Source organism: Streptococcus equinus (genome assembly GCF_049393735.1).
Lineage (GTDB): Bacteria > Bacillota > Bacilli > Lactobacillales > Streptococcaceae > Streptococcus > Streptococcus equinus_G.
This window is the reverse complement of the sequence record NZ_CP185946.1, coordinates 681992-696524: the sequence shown is the minus strand read 5'-3', so window position 1 is coordinate 696524 and position 14533 is coordinate 681992. Positions and strand designations below refer to the sequence as shown.

The 14533-nt window shown below is 37.9% G+C and carries 15 protein-coding genes; all 15 read right to left on the bottom strand.

The window, feature by feature from the left end:
• Positions 1-91: 91 nt before the first annotated feature.
• Positions 92-1138, bottom strand: a complete 1047-nt coding sequence (gene rfbB, locus ACNTMY_RS03520) for a dTDP-glucose 4,6-dehydratase (protein ID WP_021142038.1) — start codon at positions 1136-1138, stop codon at positions 92-94.
• A gap of 176 nt (positions 1139-1314) precedes the next feature.
• On the bottom strand, positions 1315-1911 hold the full coding sequence (locus ACNTMY_RS03515) for a dTDP-4-dehydrorhamnose 3,5-epimerase family protein (protein WP_004231151.1): 597 nt from the start codon (positions 1909-1911) through the stop codon (positions 1315-1317).
• Positions 1911-2780, bottom strand: coding sequence for a glucose-1-phosphate thymidylyltransferase RfbA (gene rfbA / locus ACNTMY_RS03510; protein ID WP_004231150.1), 870 nt, complete (start codon positions 2778-2780; stop codon positions 1911-1913). The genes ACNTMY_RS03515 and rfbA overlap by 1 nt, the downstream gene beginning before the upstream one ends.
• A gap of 133 nt (positions 2781-2913) precedes the next feature.
• Positions 2914-3702, bottom strand: coding sequence for a Nif3-like dinuclear metal center hexameric protein (locus tag ACNTMY_RS03505; RefSeq protein ID WP_423216662.1), 789 nt, complete (start codon positions 3700-3702; stop codon positions 2914-2916).
• The gene (locus tag ACNTMY_RS03500; protein WP_074566402.1) at positions 3692-4375 is read right to left on the bottom strand and encodes a tRNA (adenine(22)-N(1))-methyltransferase; all 684 of its coding nucleotides are present in this window, start codon (positions 4373-4375) and stop codon (positions 3692-3694) included. Before ACNTMY_RS03500 ends, ACNTMY_RS03505 begins: the two co-directional genes overlap by 11 nt.
• A 90-nt stretch (positions 4376-4465) precedes the next feature.
• Positions 4466-5116 carry an endonuclease III gene (nth, locus tag ACNTMY_RS03495; protein WP_423216661.1) on the bottom strand — a complete coding sequence of 217 codons (651 nt, stop codon included), beginning with the start codon at positions 5114-5116 and terminating at the stop codon, positions 4466-4468.
• On the bottom strand, positions 5116-5790 hold the full coding sequence (locus ACNTMY_RS03490) for a DnaD domain-containing protein (protein WP_021142033.1): 675 nt from the start codon (positions 5788-5790) through the stop codon (positions 5116-5118). The genes nth and ACNTMY_RS03490 overlap by 1 nt, the downstream gene beginning before the upstream one ends.
• A 78-nt stretch (positions 5791-5868) precedes the next feature.
• The gene (gene metA, locus ACNTMY_RS03485) at positions 5869-6813 is read right to left on the bottom strand and encodes a homoserine O-acetyltransferase MetA (protein WP_039690959.1); all 945 of its coding nucleotides are present in this window, start codon (positions 6811-6813) and stop codon (positions 5869-5871) included.
• 107 nt (positions 6814-6920) lie between these two features.
• Positions 6921-7439 (bottom strand): adenine phosphoribosyltransferase, encoded by a 519-nt coding sequence (locus ACNTMY_RS03480; RefSeq protein WP_021142031.1) that lies wholly within the window; start codon positions 7437-7439, stop codon positions 6921-6923.
• A gap of 102 nt (positions 7440-7541) precedes the next feature.
• Positions 7542-8519, bottom strand: a complete 978-nt coding sequence (gene bsh / locus ACNTMY_RS03475; RefSeq protein WP_074566150.1) for a choloylglycine hydrolase — start codon at positions 8517-8519, stop codon at positions 7542-7544.
• Positions 8520-8673: 154 nt separating this feature from the next.
• A complete protein-coding gene (gene recJ / locus ACNTMY_RS03470; RefSeq protein ID WP_423216660.1) occupies positions 8674-10872 on the bottom strand; it encodes a single-stranded-DNA-specific exonuclease RecJ in 2199 nt (732 codons plus the stop codon).
• 35 nt (positions 10873-10907) lie between these two features.
• Positions 10908-11666 (bottom strand): SDR family NAD(P)-dependent oxidoreductase, encoded by a 759-nt coding sequence (locus ACNTMY_RS03465; RefSeq protein WP_423216659.1) that lies wholly within the window; start codon positions 11664-11666, stop codon positions 10908-10910.
• Positions 11663-12592 carry a ribonuclease Z gene (rnz, locus tag ACNTMY_RS03460; RefSeq protein ID WP_423216658.1) on the bottom strand — a complete coding sequence of 310 codons (930 nt, stop codon included), beginning with the start codon at positions 12590-12592 and terminating at the stop codon, positions 11663-11665. The genes ACNTMY_RS03465 and rnz overlap by 4 nt, the downstream gene beginning before the upstream one ends.
• 37 nt (positions 12593-12629) lie before the next feature.
• Positions 12630-13271 (bottom strand): cystathionine beta-lyase, encoded by a 642-nt coding sequence (locus ACNTMY_RS03455; protein WP_423216657.1) that lies wholly within the window; start codon positions 13269-13271, stop codon positions 12630-12632.
• Entirely contained in the window at positions 13264-14502 is a 1239-nt protein-coding gene (hflX, locus tag ACNTMY_RS03450; RefSeq protein WP_423216656.1) for a GTPase HflX, read from the bottom strand. Before hflX ends, ACNTMY_RS03455 begins: the two co-directional genes overlap by 8 nt.
• Positions 14503-14533: the final 31 nt, after the last annotated feature.

Genomic DNA, 14533 nt, shown 5'->3' with positions numbered 1-14533 from the left:
TAACATTTTCCTTCTTATGTTTTGCCCCTTCTACATAAAAAAGCCCTTCACACAAGCTGAAAAAGCTTGATGTGATAGGCTTTTTAATTTATTAGTCAAGAACTTTTTGTGTTTTAGCGTAGTTAGCTTCAACAGCTTCTTTTTCAGCTTTCCACCAATCTTGGTTATCTGTATACCATTTGATTGTTGCTTCAAGTCCTTCTTCGAAGTTAGTGTATTTTGGTTCCCAACCAAGTTCTTCACGAAGTTTAGTTGAATCGATAGCGTAACGAAGGTCGTGACCTGCACGGTCTGTTACGTGATCGTAAGCGTCTTTTGGTTGACCCATTTTTTCAAGGATAAGTTCAAGAACTTCTTTGTTGTTCTTTTCACCATCAGCACCGATAAGGTAAGTTTCACCGATACGTCCTTTTGTCAAGATTGCCCAAACACCAGTTGAGTGGTCGTTTGTGTGAATCCAGTCACGAACGTTTTTACCATCACCGTAAAGTTTTGGTTTAATTCCTGACAAGATATTTGTGATTTGACGAGGAATGAATTTTTCGATGTGTTGGTATGGTCCGTAGTTGTTAGAGCAGTTAGAGATAGTTGCTTTAACGCCAAATGAACGTACCCAAGCTTTTACGATCAAGTCTGATGCAGCTTTTGTTGATGAATATGGTGAACTTGGGTTGTATTTTGTTTCTGCAGTGAATTTTTCACCTGGTCCTTCACCATGTCCTGGAAGGTCTTCACGAAGTGGAAGATCTCCGTAAACTTCGTCAGTTGATACATGGTGGAAACGGAGGTCGTATTTACGAGCTGCTTCCAAAAGTGTGTATGTACCAACAAAGTTTGTTTGGATAAATGGGCTTGGATCTTTCAATGAGTTATCGTTGTGGCTTTCTGCAGCGTAGTGAACGATTGCATCAGCTTTAGCAGCCAATTTGTCAACCAATTCTGCGTCAGCGATATCACCAACAACCAACTCAACGCGGTCACCAAGGATTTCTTCCAAGTTTGCACGGTTACCAGCGTATGTCAATTTATCAAGTACTGTAACGTGTACATCTGGGTGGTTATTGTAAACATAGTGTACAAAGTTTGAACCGATGAAACCTGCACCACCGGTTACGATGATATTTTTGTATTCAGACATAATTAAGATACAAAGGGACGTTTCGCTTGCGAAAAATCTCGCAGAAAAATAGGAAATCTGACGCAGACGACTAGCGTCTAGGAAGACTTATCTTTTTTCCTAGAGATTTAGTCCCGTGTTCAGTTTGAAAAACTGAACACTCCTTTCTGATTAAATTTTGTTAAATATTTAAATTCTTAGTTCAAATCATCTTTGCTCAAAGGTTTAACATCTTTAAGCAATGGGTGATTTTTATCTGCTTCAGAAACTTCTGCTTCTTCCAAGTTTTCCCATTTAATACCAAGAGTTGGATCTGCGTAGTTTACAAAAGCATATTTTGGTTTAAGTTCAAGTGCCCAGTAGTCATTTACCAAGTAGCTGTATGATACTTTATCAGACAATACTTGGAAACCATTAGCGACACCACGAGGAACAAAGATACCTTTTGAAGCATCGATAACAGTTTGATAAACGTGACCAAAGCTTTCGCCTTCACGCAAATCAACCCATGAACCTAGAACTTTACCTTCGTCTGCAACTGAGATGTATTTATCCCATGGTTCTGCGTGAAGTCCACGCAAAACATTTTTGTGTGAGAAGCTGACGTTATTTTGCAATTTTCCTTCTGCAAAGAATGATTCTGGGAAACCAAGTGGTAACATTTTTTCCTTTTGGAAGTTTTCTTTGAACCAACCACGGTTATCACCATGAACTGGAATATCGAATTCAATCATTCCAGGAATAGCTTCGATTTTTCGTGCTGCTAATTCTTTACCAAAAAATTGTTCTGTCATTATTCTTCTCCAATCAAACGGAGCAAGTATTTTCCGTATTCGTTTTTCTTAAGTGGTTGTGCAAGTTCGCGCACATCATCTTTTGTGATGTAGCCCATGCGGTATGCAATTTCTTCCAAGTTTGCTACTTGAAGGTTTTGCATGCGTTGCACTGTTTCGATGTATTGAGCTGCTTCAAGAAGACTTTCGTGTGTACCAGTATCAAGCCATGCAAATCCACGACCCATAACTTCTACTGAAAGATCTCCGCGTTCTAGGTAAACTTTGTTGACATCTGTGATTTCAAGTTCACCACGAGCACTTGGTTTAATGCTTTTAGCAATTTCAACAACATCGTTATCGTAGAAATAAAGACCTGTTACGGCATAGTGTGATTTTGGATGTTCTGGTTTTTCTTCGATTGAAAGAGCGTTGAAATCTTCGTCAAATTCAACAACACCAAAACGTTCTGGGTCTTTAACTTGGTAACCAAATACTGTAGCACCTTTTTCTTTGCTTGCTGCTTTTTGAAGCATTTTGCTAAGTCCAGCACCGTGATAAATGTTATCACCCAAAACAAGTGCTACGTTGTCATCACCAATGAAGTCTTCACCAATGATAAATGCTTGTGCCAATCCGTCTGGACTTGGTTGTACAGCATAAGAAAGTGAAATACCAAATTCAGAACCATCACCTAGTAATTCTTCAAAACGGTGAATATCAGTTGGTGTTGAGATGATTAAGATATCTCGGATACCAGCCAACATCAATGTTGATAGTGGATAATAAATCATTGGTTTATCATACACTGGCATAAGTTGTTTTGAAGCTGCACGAGTCAAAGGATACAAACGTGTTCCTGAGCCTCCTGCAAGAATAATACCTTTCATAGTTAGGTCTCCCTCTTTATAAATAAATATCAATTATCAGAACTATTTTATCATTTTTTGCAAATGCTGTCACTAATTTTCCTAATTTTACAGGCAATTAGAAGATAATATTGACAAATGTCAGTTTAAAATCCTACAAATGGTAAAACGGATTTGTTTGAGCTTTACTTGCTAAAAATTCGGTGTTCCAGGCATTTTCTTCTTTCCAAGCATTAAATTTTTCAAGTAATTTATCAACCATAAGCACTTCAATATGATGTCCTGGGTCGATAGCTAGCATACCATTTGTAATCATTTCTTGAGCTGTATGATAGTAAATGTCCCCTGTGATATATACTTGGGCACCTTTTGCCATTGCATCACGATAGAAGCTTTGACCACTTCCACCACAAATAGCAACACGATTGATAAGTTGTTCTTGATTGCCGTATGCCACCAAACGAACACTGTCAAGCTGGAATTTTTCTTTAACTTTTAGAGCAAATTCTGAAAAAGTTTGCTCTTTGATGTTACCGACACGACCGATACCGTAGCCATCAGCAGTCGGGCTCAAAATCTCAGTGTCAGTAATTTCCAAAAGCTCACAGAACCAGTCATTTAAACCATCTGGAACGATATCAATATTCGTATGACTGACATAAACTGCGATATCATGCTTAATCAAATCCAGATAAATATGATTTTGAGGAGTTGCCACCAAATCTTTAAGTGGACGGAAAATCGGTGCATGCTTAACAATAATCAGATCAACGTCATTTTCAATCGCTTCAGCAACCGTCGTTTCACGCACATCAAGCGCAATCATAACTCGATTCACTTCTTTATCCAGTGTTCCGATTTGAAGTCCTGAAATATCGCCTTCCATTGAAAGTTCGCGAGGGCAATAAGCTTCATAACGTGCAATAATTTCACTAGCCTTCATTGATTGCCTCCTTGATAGCCGTCATTTTTTGTAAAATAGCAGAGCGGTCATCAACACGATTCTCTGGAACATGCGGTAAAGCAATTTCAAGTTTTTTCAACTCTCGTTGCCAGCGTGCTTTAAAGACATCAGACTTTTCTTGATTCAAAAATGGACCAAAACGCAATTCTGTCGCTGATAACTCCATTTGACCGTGTTCAACTACCATGATTTCGTAGAATTTATCATTTTCAGTCATGATTTTTTCAGCAACCAACTTGAAGCCATTGTTCATCAACCAAGTACGAAGCTCATCTTCACGGTTGTTAGGCTGTAAGATAAGACGCTCTACGTTTGCTAATTTTTCAGCGCCAGCAGCTAAAATATCGGCAATTAATCCGCCACCCATGCCGCAAATTGTGATTGTTGTAATGTTATCAGATGCTTCAAATGCTGCTAGTCCATCAGCCAATCGGACATCAATCTTGTCTGATAAAGCCGCTCCAGAAACGTTGTGAACTGCAGATTCATAAGGCCCCTTCACAACTTCTCCAGCAATGGCAAAATCAATTTTTCCTTCTTCCATTAGAGCAATCGGTAAGTAAGCGTGGTCACTTCCAACGTCCAATAAACGCGCTCCTTGTGGCACAAATTCAGCCACATCAGCTAAGCGCTGTGATAATACTGTTTGCATAATTCTTCCTTCTAAAATATCATTCATTTTATTATATCAAAAACGACTTCTCCTTACAAAAGCACTATAAAAAGCAGTCCATATGAACTGCTAATTATTTTTGATATTTTCTTTATAAAACTTGCAATAAGTTTGGACTGGACAGATATCGCAATTAGGCTTTTTAGCCAAGCAATGATAGCGTCCAAAGAAAATCAAGCGGTGATGCGTCAAAATCCAATCTTTCTTTGGAATTTTTTTCATCAAATCCTGTTCAATCTCCTTAACATCAGCATCTGGTGCAGAAATGTTAAGACGTTTTGCAATTCGTGAAACATGCGTATCGACAGCAATTGACGGCACACCATAAACTTCAGCTAGTACGACGTTAGCTGTCTTTCGACCAACACCAGGCAAGGTTTCTAGTTCTTTATGTGTCTTAGGTACTTTGCCATCAAAATCTTGCAAAATCGCACGCGCAGTCTTGATGATATTCTTAGCTTTATTTTTATAAAGCCCAATCGCACGAAGACAATCTTCCACATCAGACAAATTAGCCATCGCCAAATCCTCAATCTCAGGATATTTCTTCCAAAGATTTGGTGTAACTTTATTAACGGCTTTATCCGTCGTTTGTGCAGACAATATCACCGCGACCAAAAGTTGAAATGGCGTTTGCCACTCCAACTCACAACAAGCATCCGGATACATATCACCGATAATTTCTAAGACTTTCTTTAAACGTTCTCGTCCAATTCTCATCAGTCACTCCACAAATCCATAGCAGCCAAAAAGTCGTCTGATACATTGACCTTACCAGCTTTAGAATCTTCGTGTTCTTTACGTCGTTCTTCAACTTGACGTAGCGTTGTTATACCTTCACGACGCCAATTGCGCAAAATGGCATTGATGTAATTCCAGTTTGTTTTTCCGTTGAAAACGGCTTCGCGCAAAGCCGCACGTACCAAGTCAGGCTCAGTCTTATCCTCACGAATGGTTTTTTGCAAATCTTCCAATTCAAATGGACTCAACATACGACCTAATTCACGTTCAAAATCTTCAACTAGCTCTTTTAACGGATTAGAAGCTTGCTTTTTAGCCACTTGTTTTGGTGCTTCTACCAAGTGATCCAACAATTCTAATACTGGGCTAGCATCAAAAATCACTTCGATTTCATTTTCAAGCTCAATCGTCTTCATATCAAGTAGACCTTGTGCTGTCAAATCAGATATTGAGCGATTCACTTCAGCAACTGTTTTATCAAGAGCACTGGCAATTTGACTTGGTGCCAAATCATCCATTTTAGTCGTATTTTGTAAATAAATAAATTGCCAAATCAAAAAGTCATCTGAACTTTTGAAAATGTCTTTGTAATGAAACAAAAGAGCACTTGGTAACACCAAATTACCAGATTTATAATTTTCTAAATAACTCATAATATCATTCCTAAAAGATTTTCACATCCACTAAAACTTAACATATCAAAAGACGGCTAACTTTTCAACTCCAGCTAATCATAGAAAACCATAAAATGAAGGCTCTTTTTCTAACTCCTCTAACAAATATGGGGTTTCTTGATAAACGGCATAATTAATCCAGTTACTAAAAAATGTCGTTGCTGCCATATTCCACTTCATTGGAACATCTTGCTCTGGATTATCGTTGGTATAATAATGCTCAGGAAGATTCGGATTTTTCCCAGCTTTCAAATCACGTTTGTATTCACGATCCAAAGTTTCACGGTCATATTCCAAATGCCCAAAACTATAAACCTCACGCAAATCTTTACTTGCCACAATAGACAATCCAACCGACGGTCCTTCAGCAATTACCTCAAGATTATCGATTTTGTCAACATCTTCATGACGAACTTCCGTATGCCTAGAATGCGGAGCCATAAAGGAATCATCAAAACCACGAACAATTGGATTTGATGGTTCTTTTACCGTTTGAGAAAAGATACCTGATAATTTTTGTTCTAACATGACCTTTTTAATGCCATATTTGTAATAAAGCCCTGCTTGAGCTCCCCAACAAAGATGAAGTGTTGAATAAACATGAGTTTTTGCCCAGTCAAAAATATCACAGAGCTCTTCCCAATAATCCACTTCTTCAAAAGGCATCGTCTCAACAGGCGCACCAGTAATAATCAGACCATCATAATACTTGTGCTTAACATCTGAAAAAGTTTTATAAAAAGTTTCCAAATGCTCAGCTGTTGTATTTTTCGACTCATGGCTTGTCATATAAAGAAATTCTACATTAATTTGCAACGGTGTGTTGGCAAGCAAACGTAAAAGTTGCGTTTCCGTCACTTCTTTTGTCGGCATTAGATTGACAATGAGAAAATCCATCGGACGAATATCTTGGTGTTTTGCACGTTTATTATCCATGATGAAGACATTCTCTTTGCGCAAAATGTCTAAGGCCGGTAATTCTTTATCAAGTTTTATTGGCATGAAAATATCTCCACTCTATAATATTATTTTTAAGTAATATTATAAGAGATGGAGATATAGTTTTCAATTATATAATTTCTTTAGGTAGTTATAGTTTTTAGCTATAATTATCCTGGGAAATTCATCAAAACTTTCGTATCGTAACCTTCGATTGCTTTACGTCCGTTTAGGCCGTCCAATTCAACAAGGAAGGCACATCCAGCAACAACACCACCAAGGCGTTCTACCATTTCGATAGTTGCTTTTACAGTACCACCTGTTGCCAAAAGGTCATCAACGATAAGGACACGTTGTCCAGGTTTAATAGCATCGGCATGCATACACAAAGTATCTGTACCGTACTCTTTTTCGTAATCTGCTGTGATTACTTCACGTGGTAATTTACCAGGTTTACGAACTGGTGCGAAACCAATTCCAAGCTCAAATGCAACTGGGCAACCTACGATAAATCCGCGAGCTTCTGGCCCAACAATCATGTCAATTTTCTTGTCAGTAGCATACTGTACAATTTCGCGAACAGCATAGCTATAAGCATTTCCATCTGCCATCAAAGGAGAAATATCACGGAAAGTGATTCCTTCTTTAGGATAGTTTTCAATTGTAGCGATATAATCTTTTAAATCCATTTTCTTCTTTCTATGGGCTTTTTGCCAAAAAATGTTTTTACATTTTATTATACCATATTTTCTCTAAAAGGGAAGAGATTTTGGCAATTAAATTTTGAGGCCTTAGTTCTGATAGTTGACTTGCCATTCTTTTACTAATGGATAAGAAACCAACTTGCTATCATCCAAATTTTCTTTATACATATCAACCGCTGTTATCTGTGAGTTGTCGTAAGTTGTGTAGTAGTAAATTCCCTTATCAGTGTTGATGCATGAGCTGTAAATAGTGTACTCATATTTGCCACTTTCATCGACGTAGCAAAGTCCTTTTTGTTGTTCAACAGATTTTAAAATGTGGAAGAATTGATTAACACTGCTTTCTTCTGTTTCTTCAGCCACAGAATTTAATTTTGTAAAAGCAACTTTTACATAACGTGACATTGATGATAAATCACCAGGCAAACCAAGTCCACCCATGCCACGGCTATAAGTTTCAAGTTCTAACTCTTTAGCAAAACGATTTTCTGAAACCTTTGGAGATAGATGACGATAGTTATTCAAATTGAACAATTGTTTATCAAAAGTTGGGTTATTAGTCAAAACACCTGTTGAGTTATCGTAAACTTTTAACCCTTTAGCAAGTGGTTCTAGCACAATTGATTCATGACGGTCTGCTACCAACCAGTGTAGCGGACTTGGTTGAAAATCTGAGCTGAAAGCTTCGTTTGTTATATTAAGATTTTTACATAGTCCCTTAACTTCTGCAACAGATTCACATTGTGACAATAACCAAGGAATGAATTCAAAGGATGCAACATTAACCTTATCTTCTGCTACTTCTTGATAATTAGCATTATCCGGAAAATTCAATCCTGCCATACCCAAACCTTTTTCATTAACGGCTTCATAAAAAAGTGGATAATCATCAACTACAGTCGCCATACCAATCATGGCAAAATGGCTGTTATTTTCTCCTTGGTGTCTAAACGAAAAAGGATAATTTCGAGGACAAATCGTTACCGTCTCATTGTAAGAAAAGTCCAAATCAAGATTTCGACCAAAGTAATTATCTTTAGTTGTATAAGTAATTGCAGTACACATAAGAAACCTCCTTTAAAAAATACCTTAAAAGTTATCTATAACCCTACAGTCTCATTATAGTTCCAATTTAAAAAGTTTTCAATTTTTAAGTAAACGTTTTCTATGGCAAAAAACTAAAAAAGCTACGCTGAGCTAAGCAACGTAACTTTTTAGTCTAGTTCATCAACCAGTCATAAATTTCTTGTGGCGTTCCAAGTGCCATAAGCTCTTGGAACTTCACTTCTTGCTTAAGATTTTGATAAATTTTACTGTCAGAAATGCTGCGCTTCTCAGCATCTTTATTGACGACCATCACTCCATCTGTGATGGTTACAAAATCCAATTCATCAAAAATCTGAATCATTTTGACCAAAAGAATATCAGGAATATTAAGATAATGACTCAATTCTTTCAGCTTGTAACGAACATCAAATTCAGGGAATTGATAAATCGTTTTATAAAGCTTGGCAAATTGATCTCGTGTACCGTATCCTGTCAAGTAATAAGCACGCTTGATGTGGTTTTTGAAATAAATAGCATCAAATTGTCTACCTACAAAAAGTGATTTTAATTCATCAGCGCTCTCTGGAACGTCTAGAACAACTACTTCACTTGCAGTTGTATCTTCATCCAGAACAGGCACACGCTCAGGAAGGCTTGCATTCTTAGCACGAATATCAATCAACTGAACACCGTCAACACGCGCATCTTCAAGCATCAATTGTACAGTAGTCTGACCATTCCATTTATTGATTGACAAAGTCACAGCAAGGCAAAGATTTTGTGCTTGTTGGAACTCTTGGACTAGGTGTCCTTGGTTAAAAGCAACCAAATCAACGGCTGTTGAACCTTGCGTAATTTTCAATTTCAAGTGTGCACCATTTTGCCCCATGGTACGCGCTTGCTTAACTTCAAAATCCTTAATCTCAAAAACTGGTTTTGGATTGTCCATACCAAACGGTGCAATTTTTTCAAGGCTCTTAACCGTGTCTAAATCAATTTCAGCTAGTGGCAAAACTTCGTCAATTGTCAGCGTCTTTTTCTGTGACAAATCAATATCATTATCAGCAATATAGTCGCACAACACCTGAGATAGTTGTTCAAGATTTTCAACCGGCAAAGTCATTCCAGCAGCGCCAGCATGTCCACCAAAAGCCTCAAATAAATCACGATGGTCATCGAGTGCTTGGAAAATATTGATAGTTTCAATACTTCTTGCCGAACCTTTCGCCATGCCATCTTCGATATTTAAAACGATAACAGGCTGAGCAATATGTTCTAAAATACGTCCAGCTACAATCCCCAAAACACCTGGATGCCAACCTTCCTTGGCTAAAACTTGAACTGGCTTATCCAAATCCACCATGTTCATAGCTTCGTCGTAAATCTTTTGAACGATTTCTTTACGCTCTTCGTTCTTTGCATTAATCATCTGAGCAATGCTTAGCGCTTCTTCATCATCAAATCCCGTTAATAACTCAACAGCAGGATTTGGATCATCAAGACGACCTAGAGCATTTAATTGCGGAGCGATTTTAAAACCAACAGTCTCTTCATTAACATCCAACATGTCAATATCAGACACTTTCATCAGCTCCATTAAACCAATGCGTTCAGTCTGCTTAAGCATTTCAAGCCCAACTTTAACCATGATTCGATTTTCATCAGTCAAGCTGACCATATCTGCAATCGTACCGATAGCAACCAAATCAAGCATTTCTGTCGGAATAGATTCAAGCAAAGCACATGCTACTTTGAAAGCAACGCCGCAACCAGCTAAATACTTAAACGGATAATTTCCTTCTGGATGCTCTGGGTGCACAATCGCAAAAGCTTCCGGAAGCTCTGCTGGCAAACCATGGTGGTCTGTCACGATAACATCAACACCCTGACTTTGTGCGTAGCTAATCGCTTCATGTCCAGCCACACCGTTGTCAACTGTAATAATCAGCGAAACCTGCTGTTGTTCGATGAAATATTTATAAACAGATTCATTTGGACCGTAGCCGTCAACAAAGCGGTTTGGTAGGTAAACTTGAGCTTCAGCACCTAGCATTTCAAGTGCTTCTTTCATGATACTTGCACTAGTCATGCCGTCAGCATCATAGTCACCGTACACCAAGATTTGCTCATAATTTTCAATTGCTTGACGAATACGGGCAACAGCCTTATCCATATCATGCAAGAGATATGGGTCATGCAATTTTGACAAATCATTTGATAAAAATTGGGATAATTTTTCTTCTGTATCAATACCTCGACTGTAAATAATCTTACTAGCCAAGGCAGTTATTTTTTCTTTTTTTGTTAGGTCAAAAAAGCCATCATCTGGCTCTTTTTCAATATTTTTCCAATGGTATTTACTTGTTATCATTCACTTCTCACTTCTTGCGTAGAATTGAAAGGAGGTTATTTGTAGTTAAACACTTTTCGTGCTAAAAAATCAGCGATTTTCGGAAAAAGTGTATAGAATTTGTGAGCTGCTGCCATTGAAAATGGCATATTCACTTCACGTTTATTTTTACCTAAAATAGCAACCGTACGGCGGGCAACATAATCTGGTTGAAGAACAAATTTGTCAACACTCTTTAAATACTCACCAGATGGGTCTGCCTTATCAAAGAATGTCGTTGCAATCGGTCCAGGGTTAATGGTAGTCACATAGACATTACTATCGGCAAGTTCCAAACGAAGAGCATTTGAAAAACCAATCACTGCAAATTTTGTCGCAGAATAAACAGATGACTTAACCGATGAAATCAAGCCAGCAATACTTGCGATATTAACAATATGTCCGTGCCCCGCTTCTTTCATTTTGTGACCAACTAGACGTGAAAAAGTCATAGTTGCAAATGTATTGATATCAAACATATCACGGATTTGTGCTGTTGTATAAGCATCAAATTCACTAAAATCACCGTAGCCAGCATTGTTAATGAAGACATCGATATGTCCATGCTTAGCGTACAGTTTTTCAATCATGTCACCAATTGCCTCATCACTTGTCATGTCTAATTCATAACAAACTGTGTTTGGTCGGCTAGCATAGCACGCTTCTAAACGTTTAAGATTTCGTCCTAAAGCAATGACAAAATCAGCTGTTGGCAGTTGTTTTACGATTTCTTGAGCAAGTCCACCTGTTGCCCCTGTGATTGCAATTATTCTCATAAGCTAACTTCTTCCAAATCTTTAACTAAGTGTGTATTTTCAAAAATTTCTTTGGCATCATTTTCAATTTGTTTGCATTCGCGGCCCAAGAAACGAGCACTGACGTGATTAAGCAATAAACATTTTGCAGACGCCTCTTTTGCAATTTGAGCTGCTTGTGTCCCAGTTGAGTGACCATGCTTACGAGCAATTTTTTCATCACCTTTACCGTACGTTGATTCGTGGACCAAGATATCAGCGCCTAGTCCAAGACGAACACTAGCATCAGTCTTACGTGTGTCACCTAAAATAGTAACAACTTTTCCTTTTTTCGGTGCTGAGATATAGTCTTTAGCAATGATTTTTGTGCCATCTTCAAGCACAACATCTTGTCCACTCTTGATTTTTCCAAACAATGGACCAAATGGTACACCCGCAGCCTTCAAAGCTTCCGCATCAAGTGTTCCTTCAAGATCTTTTTGCATCACACGGTAGCCAATACAGAAAATAGTGTGATCAAGCTTTTCAGCATAAACCACAAATTTATCTGTCTCCATGATTTTCCCAAGATTATTTTCGTCAAATTCATGGAAGTGGATACGATATGGCAAACGTGCTCCTGACAAACGCAAGCTGTTCAAAACATAAGAACGAATCCCTACTGGACCATAAAGATCAAGGTCAGTCTGTTCTTCATTAGCTTGAAAGGCACGACTTGCTAAAAATCCTGGCAAACCAAAAATGTGATCACCGTGTAAGTGCGTGATAAAAATGCGTTTCACTTTACGTGGACGAATTGCAGTTTCCAAGATTTGGCGTTGTGTCCCCTCACCGCAATCAAACATCCAGACCTCATTGATTTCATCAAGTAACTTTAACACTAAACTTGACACATTACGTGATTTCGAGGGTTGCCCTGCTCCTGTTCCCAAAAATTGTAATTCCATATATACCAATAAAAACCGAAGTTTTTAGTTATCCTTCCTATTTCGTTACTTTTACATACGCAATGAATTCGCGCTGATCAAAGGTATAATAGACTTGCCCTTGATAGTGCGCCAACAAATCTGACAATTCATCACGATTAAAACTTTTTAGCTTAACCATATTGCCTTTTAATTTTGAAACATGGCTGAGCAAACTGCTTTCTGGCGTTAGGTCTTCTAGTTCTTCATCATCAAAGTCCATTTTTGACATTTTAATCTTATCAGATTCAACATAGACTTTGTATTGTGGGAAAACCTGAGCCAATTCAAACAAGACATCCGTTGTCAATGCTTCATTCTTTTCAGAGAAAACACGCGCAACTTCTTTATCATTTTCATAGGTGAAACCATATGATTTTCCAGATAAATTCAAGCGAATAAACGGTTTATGCTCATCAAAAGATGGGTTGTCATTTAATAAATCAAGTTCTTTTGACAATTCAAAGTAATAATCCGTTGCTGCTTGTGGAGATTGTTTTTGATACATTTCTGCAAAATAAGCGTTAATGACACTTGGTGGTGGTGTGATAAAACTCAATTTTTGCGCATCAGTTAAATCTGCCAAAGTATTTTTCAAATACACTTTATCAAGTGATGTAAAACCACCATATTTTAAAGCTAAGCTTATATAATCAGTCATAGAATTCTTCTAGTCTCCATTTATTTTTTGGATTAATGTAACCTGTAATCGTTTCGTATTCTTGTGCAAAGTCATAACGGTCAAGAAGCGCAATTTTATTCAAATCATAAAGCTTGTAAGCCTGACTTTGATGCACACGAATACTAAAAGGTTCAAAAATCTCACGAATTTCATTAATAATCAATCGACGCAAGAGTGAACGAGCATCCTTATCACGCGCTGAAATACGCACATTTGGAAAAGCTGTCGCTGCAAAATGCTCTGCCACATCCATTTTGTTATAAACCGCTAAGCGAGGAATATCAAGCATATCCAACTCTTTTAACAAATTCATAACCACTTTCTCGTGTTCAGCATGATTTGGGTCGCTAGCATCGATGACATGCAAAAGCAAATCAACATTTCGACTTTCTTCCAATGTTGACTTAAATGCCGCTACCAATTCTGTCGGTAAATTTTGAATAAATCCAACCGTGTCTGTGAGAGTCACTTGGAATTGATTTTGTAAATAAATTTGCTTTGTCGTCGCATCCAAAGTTGCAAATAATTCATCAGCTTCATACTGCTTATCATTTGTCAAAACATTCATAATCGTTGATTTACCAGCATTTGTGTAGCCAATCAAACCAATTTTAAAGACTTGTGACTCGGTGCGTTTTTCTCGACCAGTTTCACGATTTTTCTCAACGATTTTCAGTTGACGTTCAATATCTGAAATTTGATTGCGAATCGAACGACGATTAAGCTCTAACTGACTTTCACCTGGTCCACGACTACCAATTCCACCTGCTTGTCGGCTAAGCATCACACCTTGTCCAACAAGACGTGGCAGCATGTATTTGAGTTGAGCCAGATGAACTTGCAATTTACCTTCGTGACTACGGGCACGCATGGCAAAAATATCTAAAATCAACTGCATACGGTCAATAACTTTAACGCCAAGCTCTGCTTCCAAATTAACATTTTGACGTGGCGTTAAGCGGTCATTGACAATCACAGTATCAATCTCATTAGCGTCAACAATCGCTTTGATTTCAGCTAATTTTCCTGAACCAATCAAAGATTTACTATCATATTTCTCACGTTTTTGACGATAAGATGAGACTACCTCAGCACCTGCTGTTTCTGCGAGTGATGCCAATTCTTCCATAGACATTTCAAAATTTTCTGTGTCAGGCAACTCAACTCCTAGCAAAATCACTCGTTCTTGGTGCTTGCTTGTTTCAATCATCTTGTACTCACCCCTTTACTTAATTAATCCG

What these genes read in the sequence shown, in the direction of transcription:
- rfbB (WP_021142038.1), bottom strand. Translation starts at nt 1,138, where the DNA reads ATGTCTGAATACAAAAATATCATCGTAACCGGTGGTGCAGGTTTCATC.
- ACNTMY_RS03515 (WP_004231151.1), bottom strand. Translation starts at nt 1,911, where the DNA reads ATGACAGAACAATTTTTTGGTAAAGAATTAGCAGCACGAAAAATCGAA.
- rfbA (WP_004231150.1), bottom strand. Translation starts at nt 2,780, where the DNA reads ATGAAAGGTATTATTCTTGCAGGAGGCTCAGGAACACGTTTGTATCCT.
- ACNTMY_RS03505 (WP_423216662.1), bottom strand. Translation starts at nt 3,702, where the DNA reads ATGAAGGCTAGTGAAATTATTGCACGTTATGAAGCTTATTGCCCTCGC.
- ACNTMY_RS03500 (WP_074566402.1), bottom strand. Translation starts at nt 4,375, where the DNA reads ATGCAAACAGTATTATCACAGCGCTTAGCTGATGTGGCTGAATTTGTG.
- nth (WP_423216661.1), bottom strand. Translation starts at nt 5,116, where the DNA reads ATGAGAATTGGACGAGAACGTTTAAAGAAAGTCTTAGAAATTATCGGT.
- ACNTMY_RS03490 (WP_021142033.1), bottom strand. Translation starts at nt 5,790, where the DNA reads ATGAGTTATTTAGAAAATTATAAATCTGGTAATTTGGTGTTACCAAGT.
- metA (WP_039690959.1), bottom strand. Translation starts at nt 6,813, where the DNA reads ATGCCAATAAAACTTGATAAAGAATTACCGGCCTTAGACATTTTGCGC.
- ACNTMY_RS03480 (WP_021142031.1), bottom strand. Translation starts at nt 7,439, where the DNA reads ATGGATTTAAAAGATTATATCGCTACAATTGAAAACTATCCTAAAGAA.
- bsh (WP_074566150.1), bottom strand. Translation starts at nt 8,519, where the DNA reads ATGTGTACTGCAATTACTTATACAACTAAAGATAATTACTTTGGTCGA.
- recJ (WP_423216660.1), bottom strand. Translation starts at nt 10,872, where the DNA reads ATGATAACAAGTAAATACCATTGGAAAAATATTGAAAAAGAGCCAGAT.
- ACNTMY_RS03465 (WP_423216659.1), bottom strand. Translation starts at nt 11,666, where the DNA reads ATGAGAATAATTGCAATCACAGGGGCAACAGGTGGACTTGCTCAAGAA.
- rnz (WP_423216658.1), bottom strand. Translation starts at nt 12,592, where the DNA reads ATGGAATTACAATTTTTGGGAACAGGAGCAGGGCAACCCTCGAAATCA.
- ACNTMY_RS03455 (WP_423216657.1), bottom strand. Translation starts at nt 13,271, where the DNA reads ATGACTGATTATATAAGCTTAGCTTTAAAATATGGTGGTTTTACATCA.
- hflX (WP_423216656.1), bottom strand. Translation starts at nt 14,502, where the DNA reads ATGATTGAAACAAGCAAGCACCAAGAACGAGTGATTTTGCTAGGAGTT.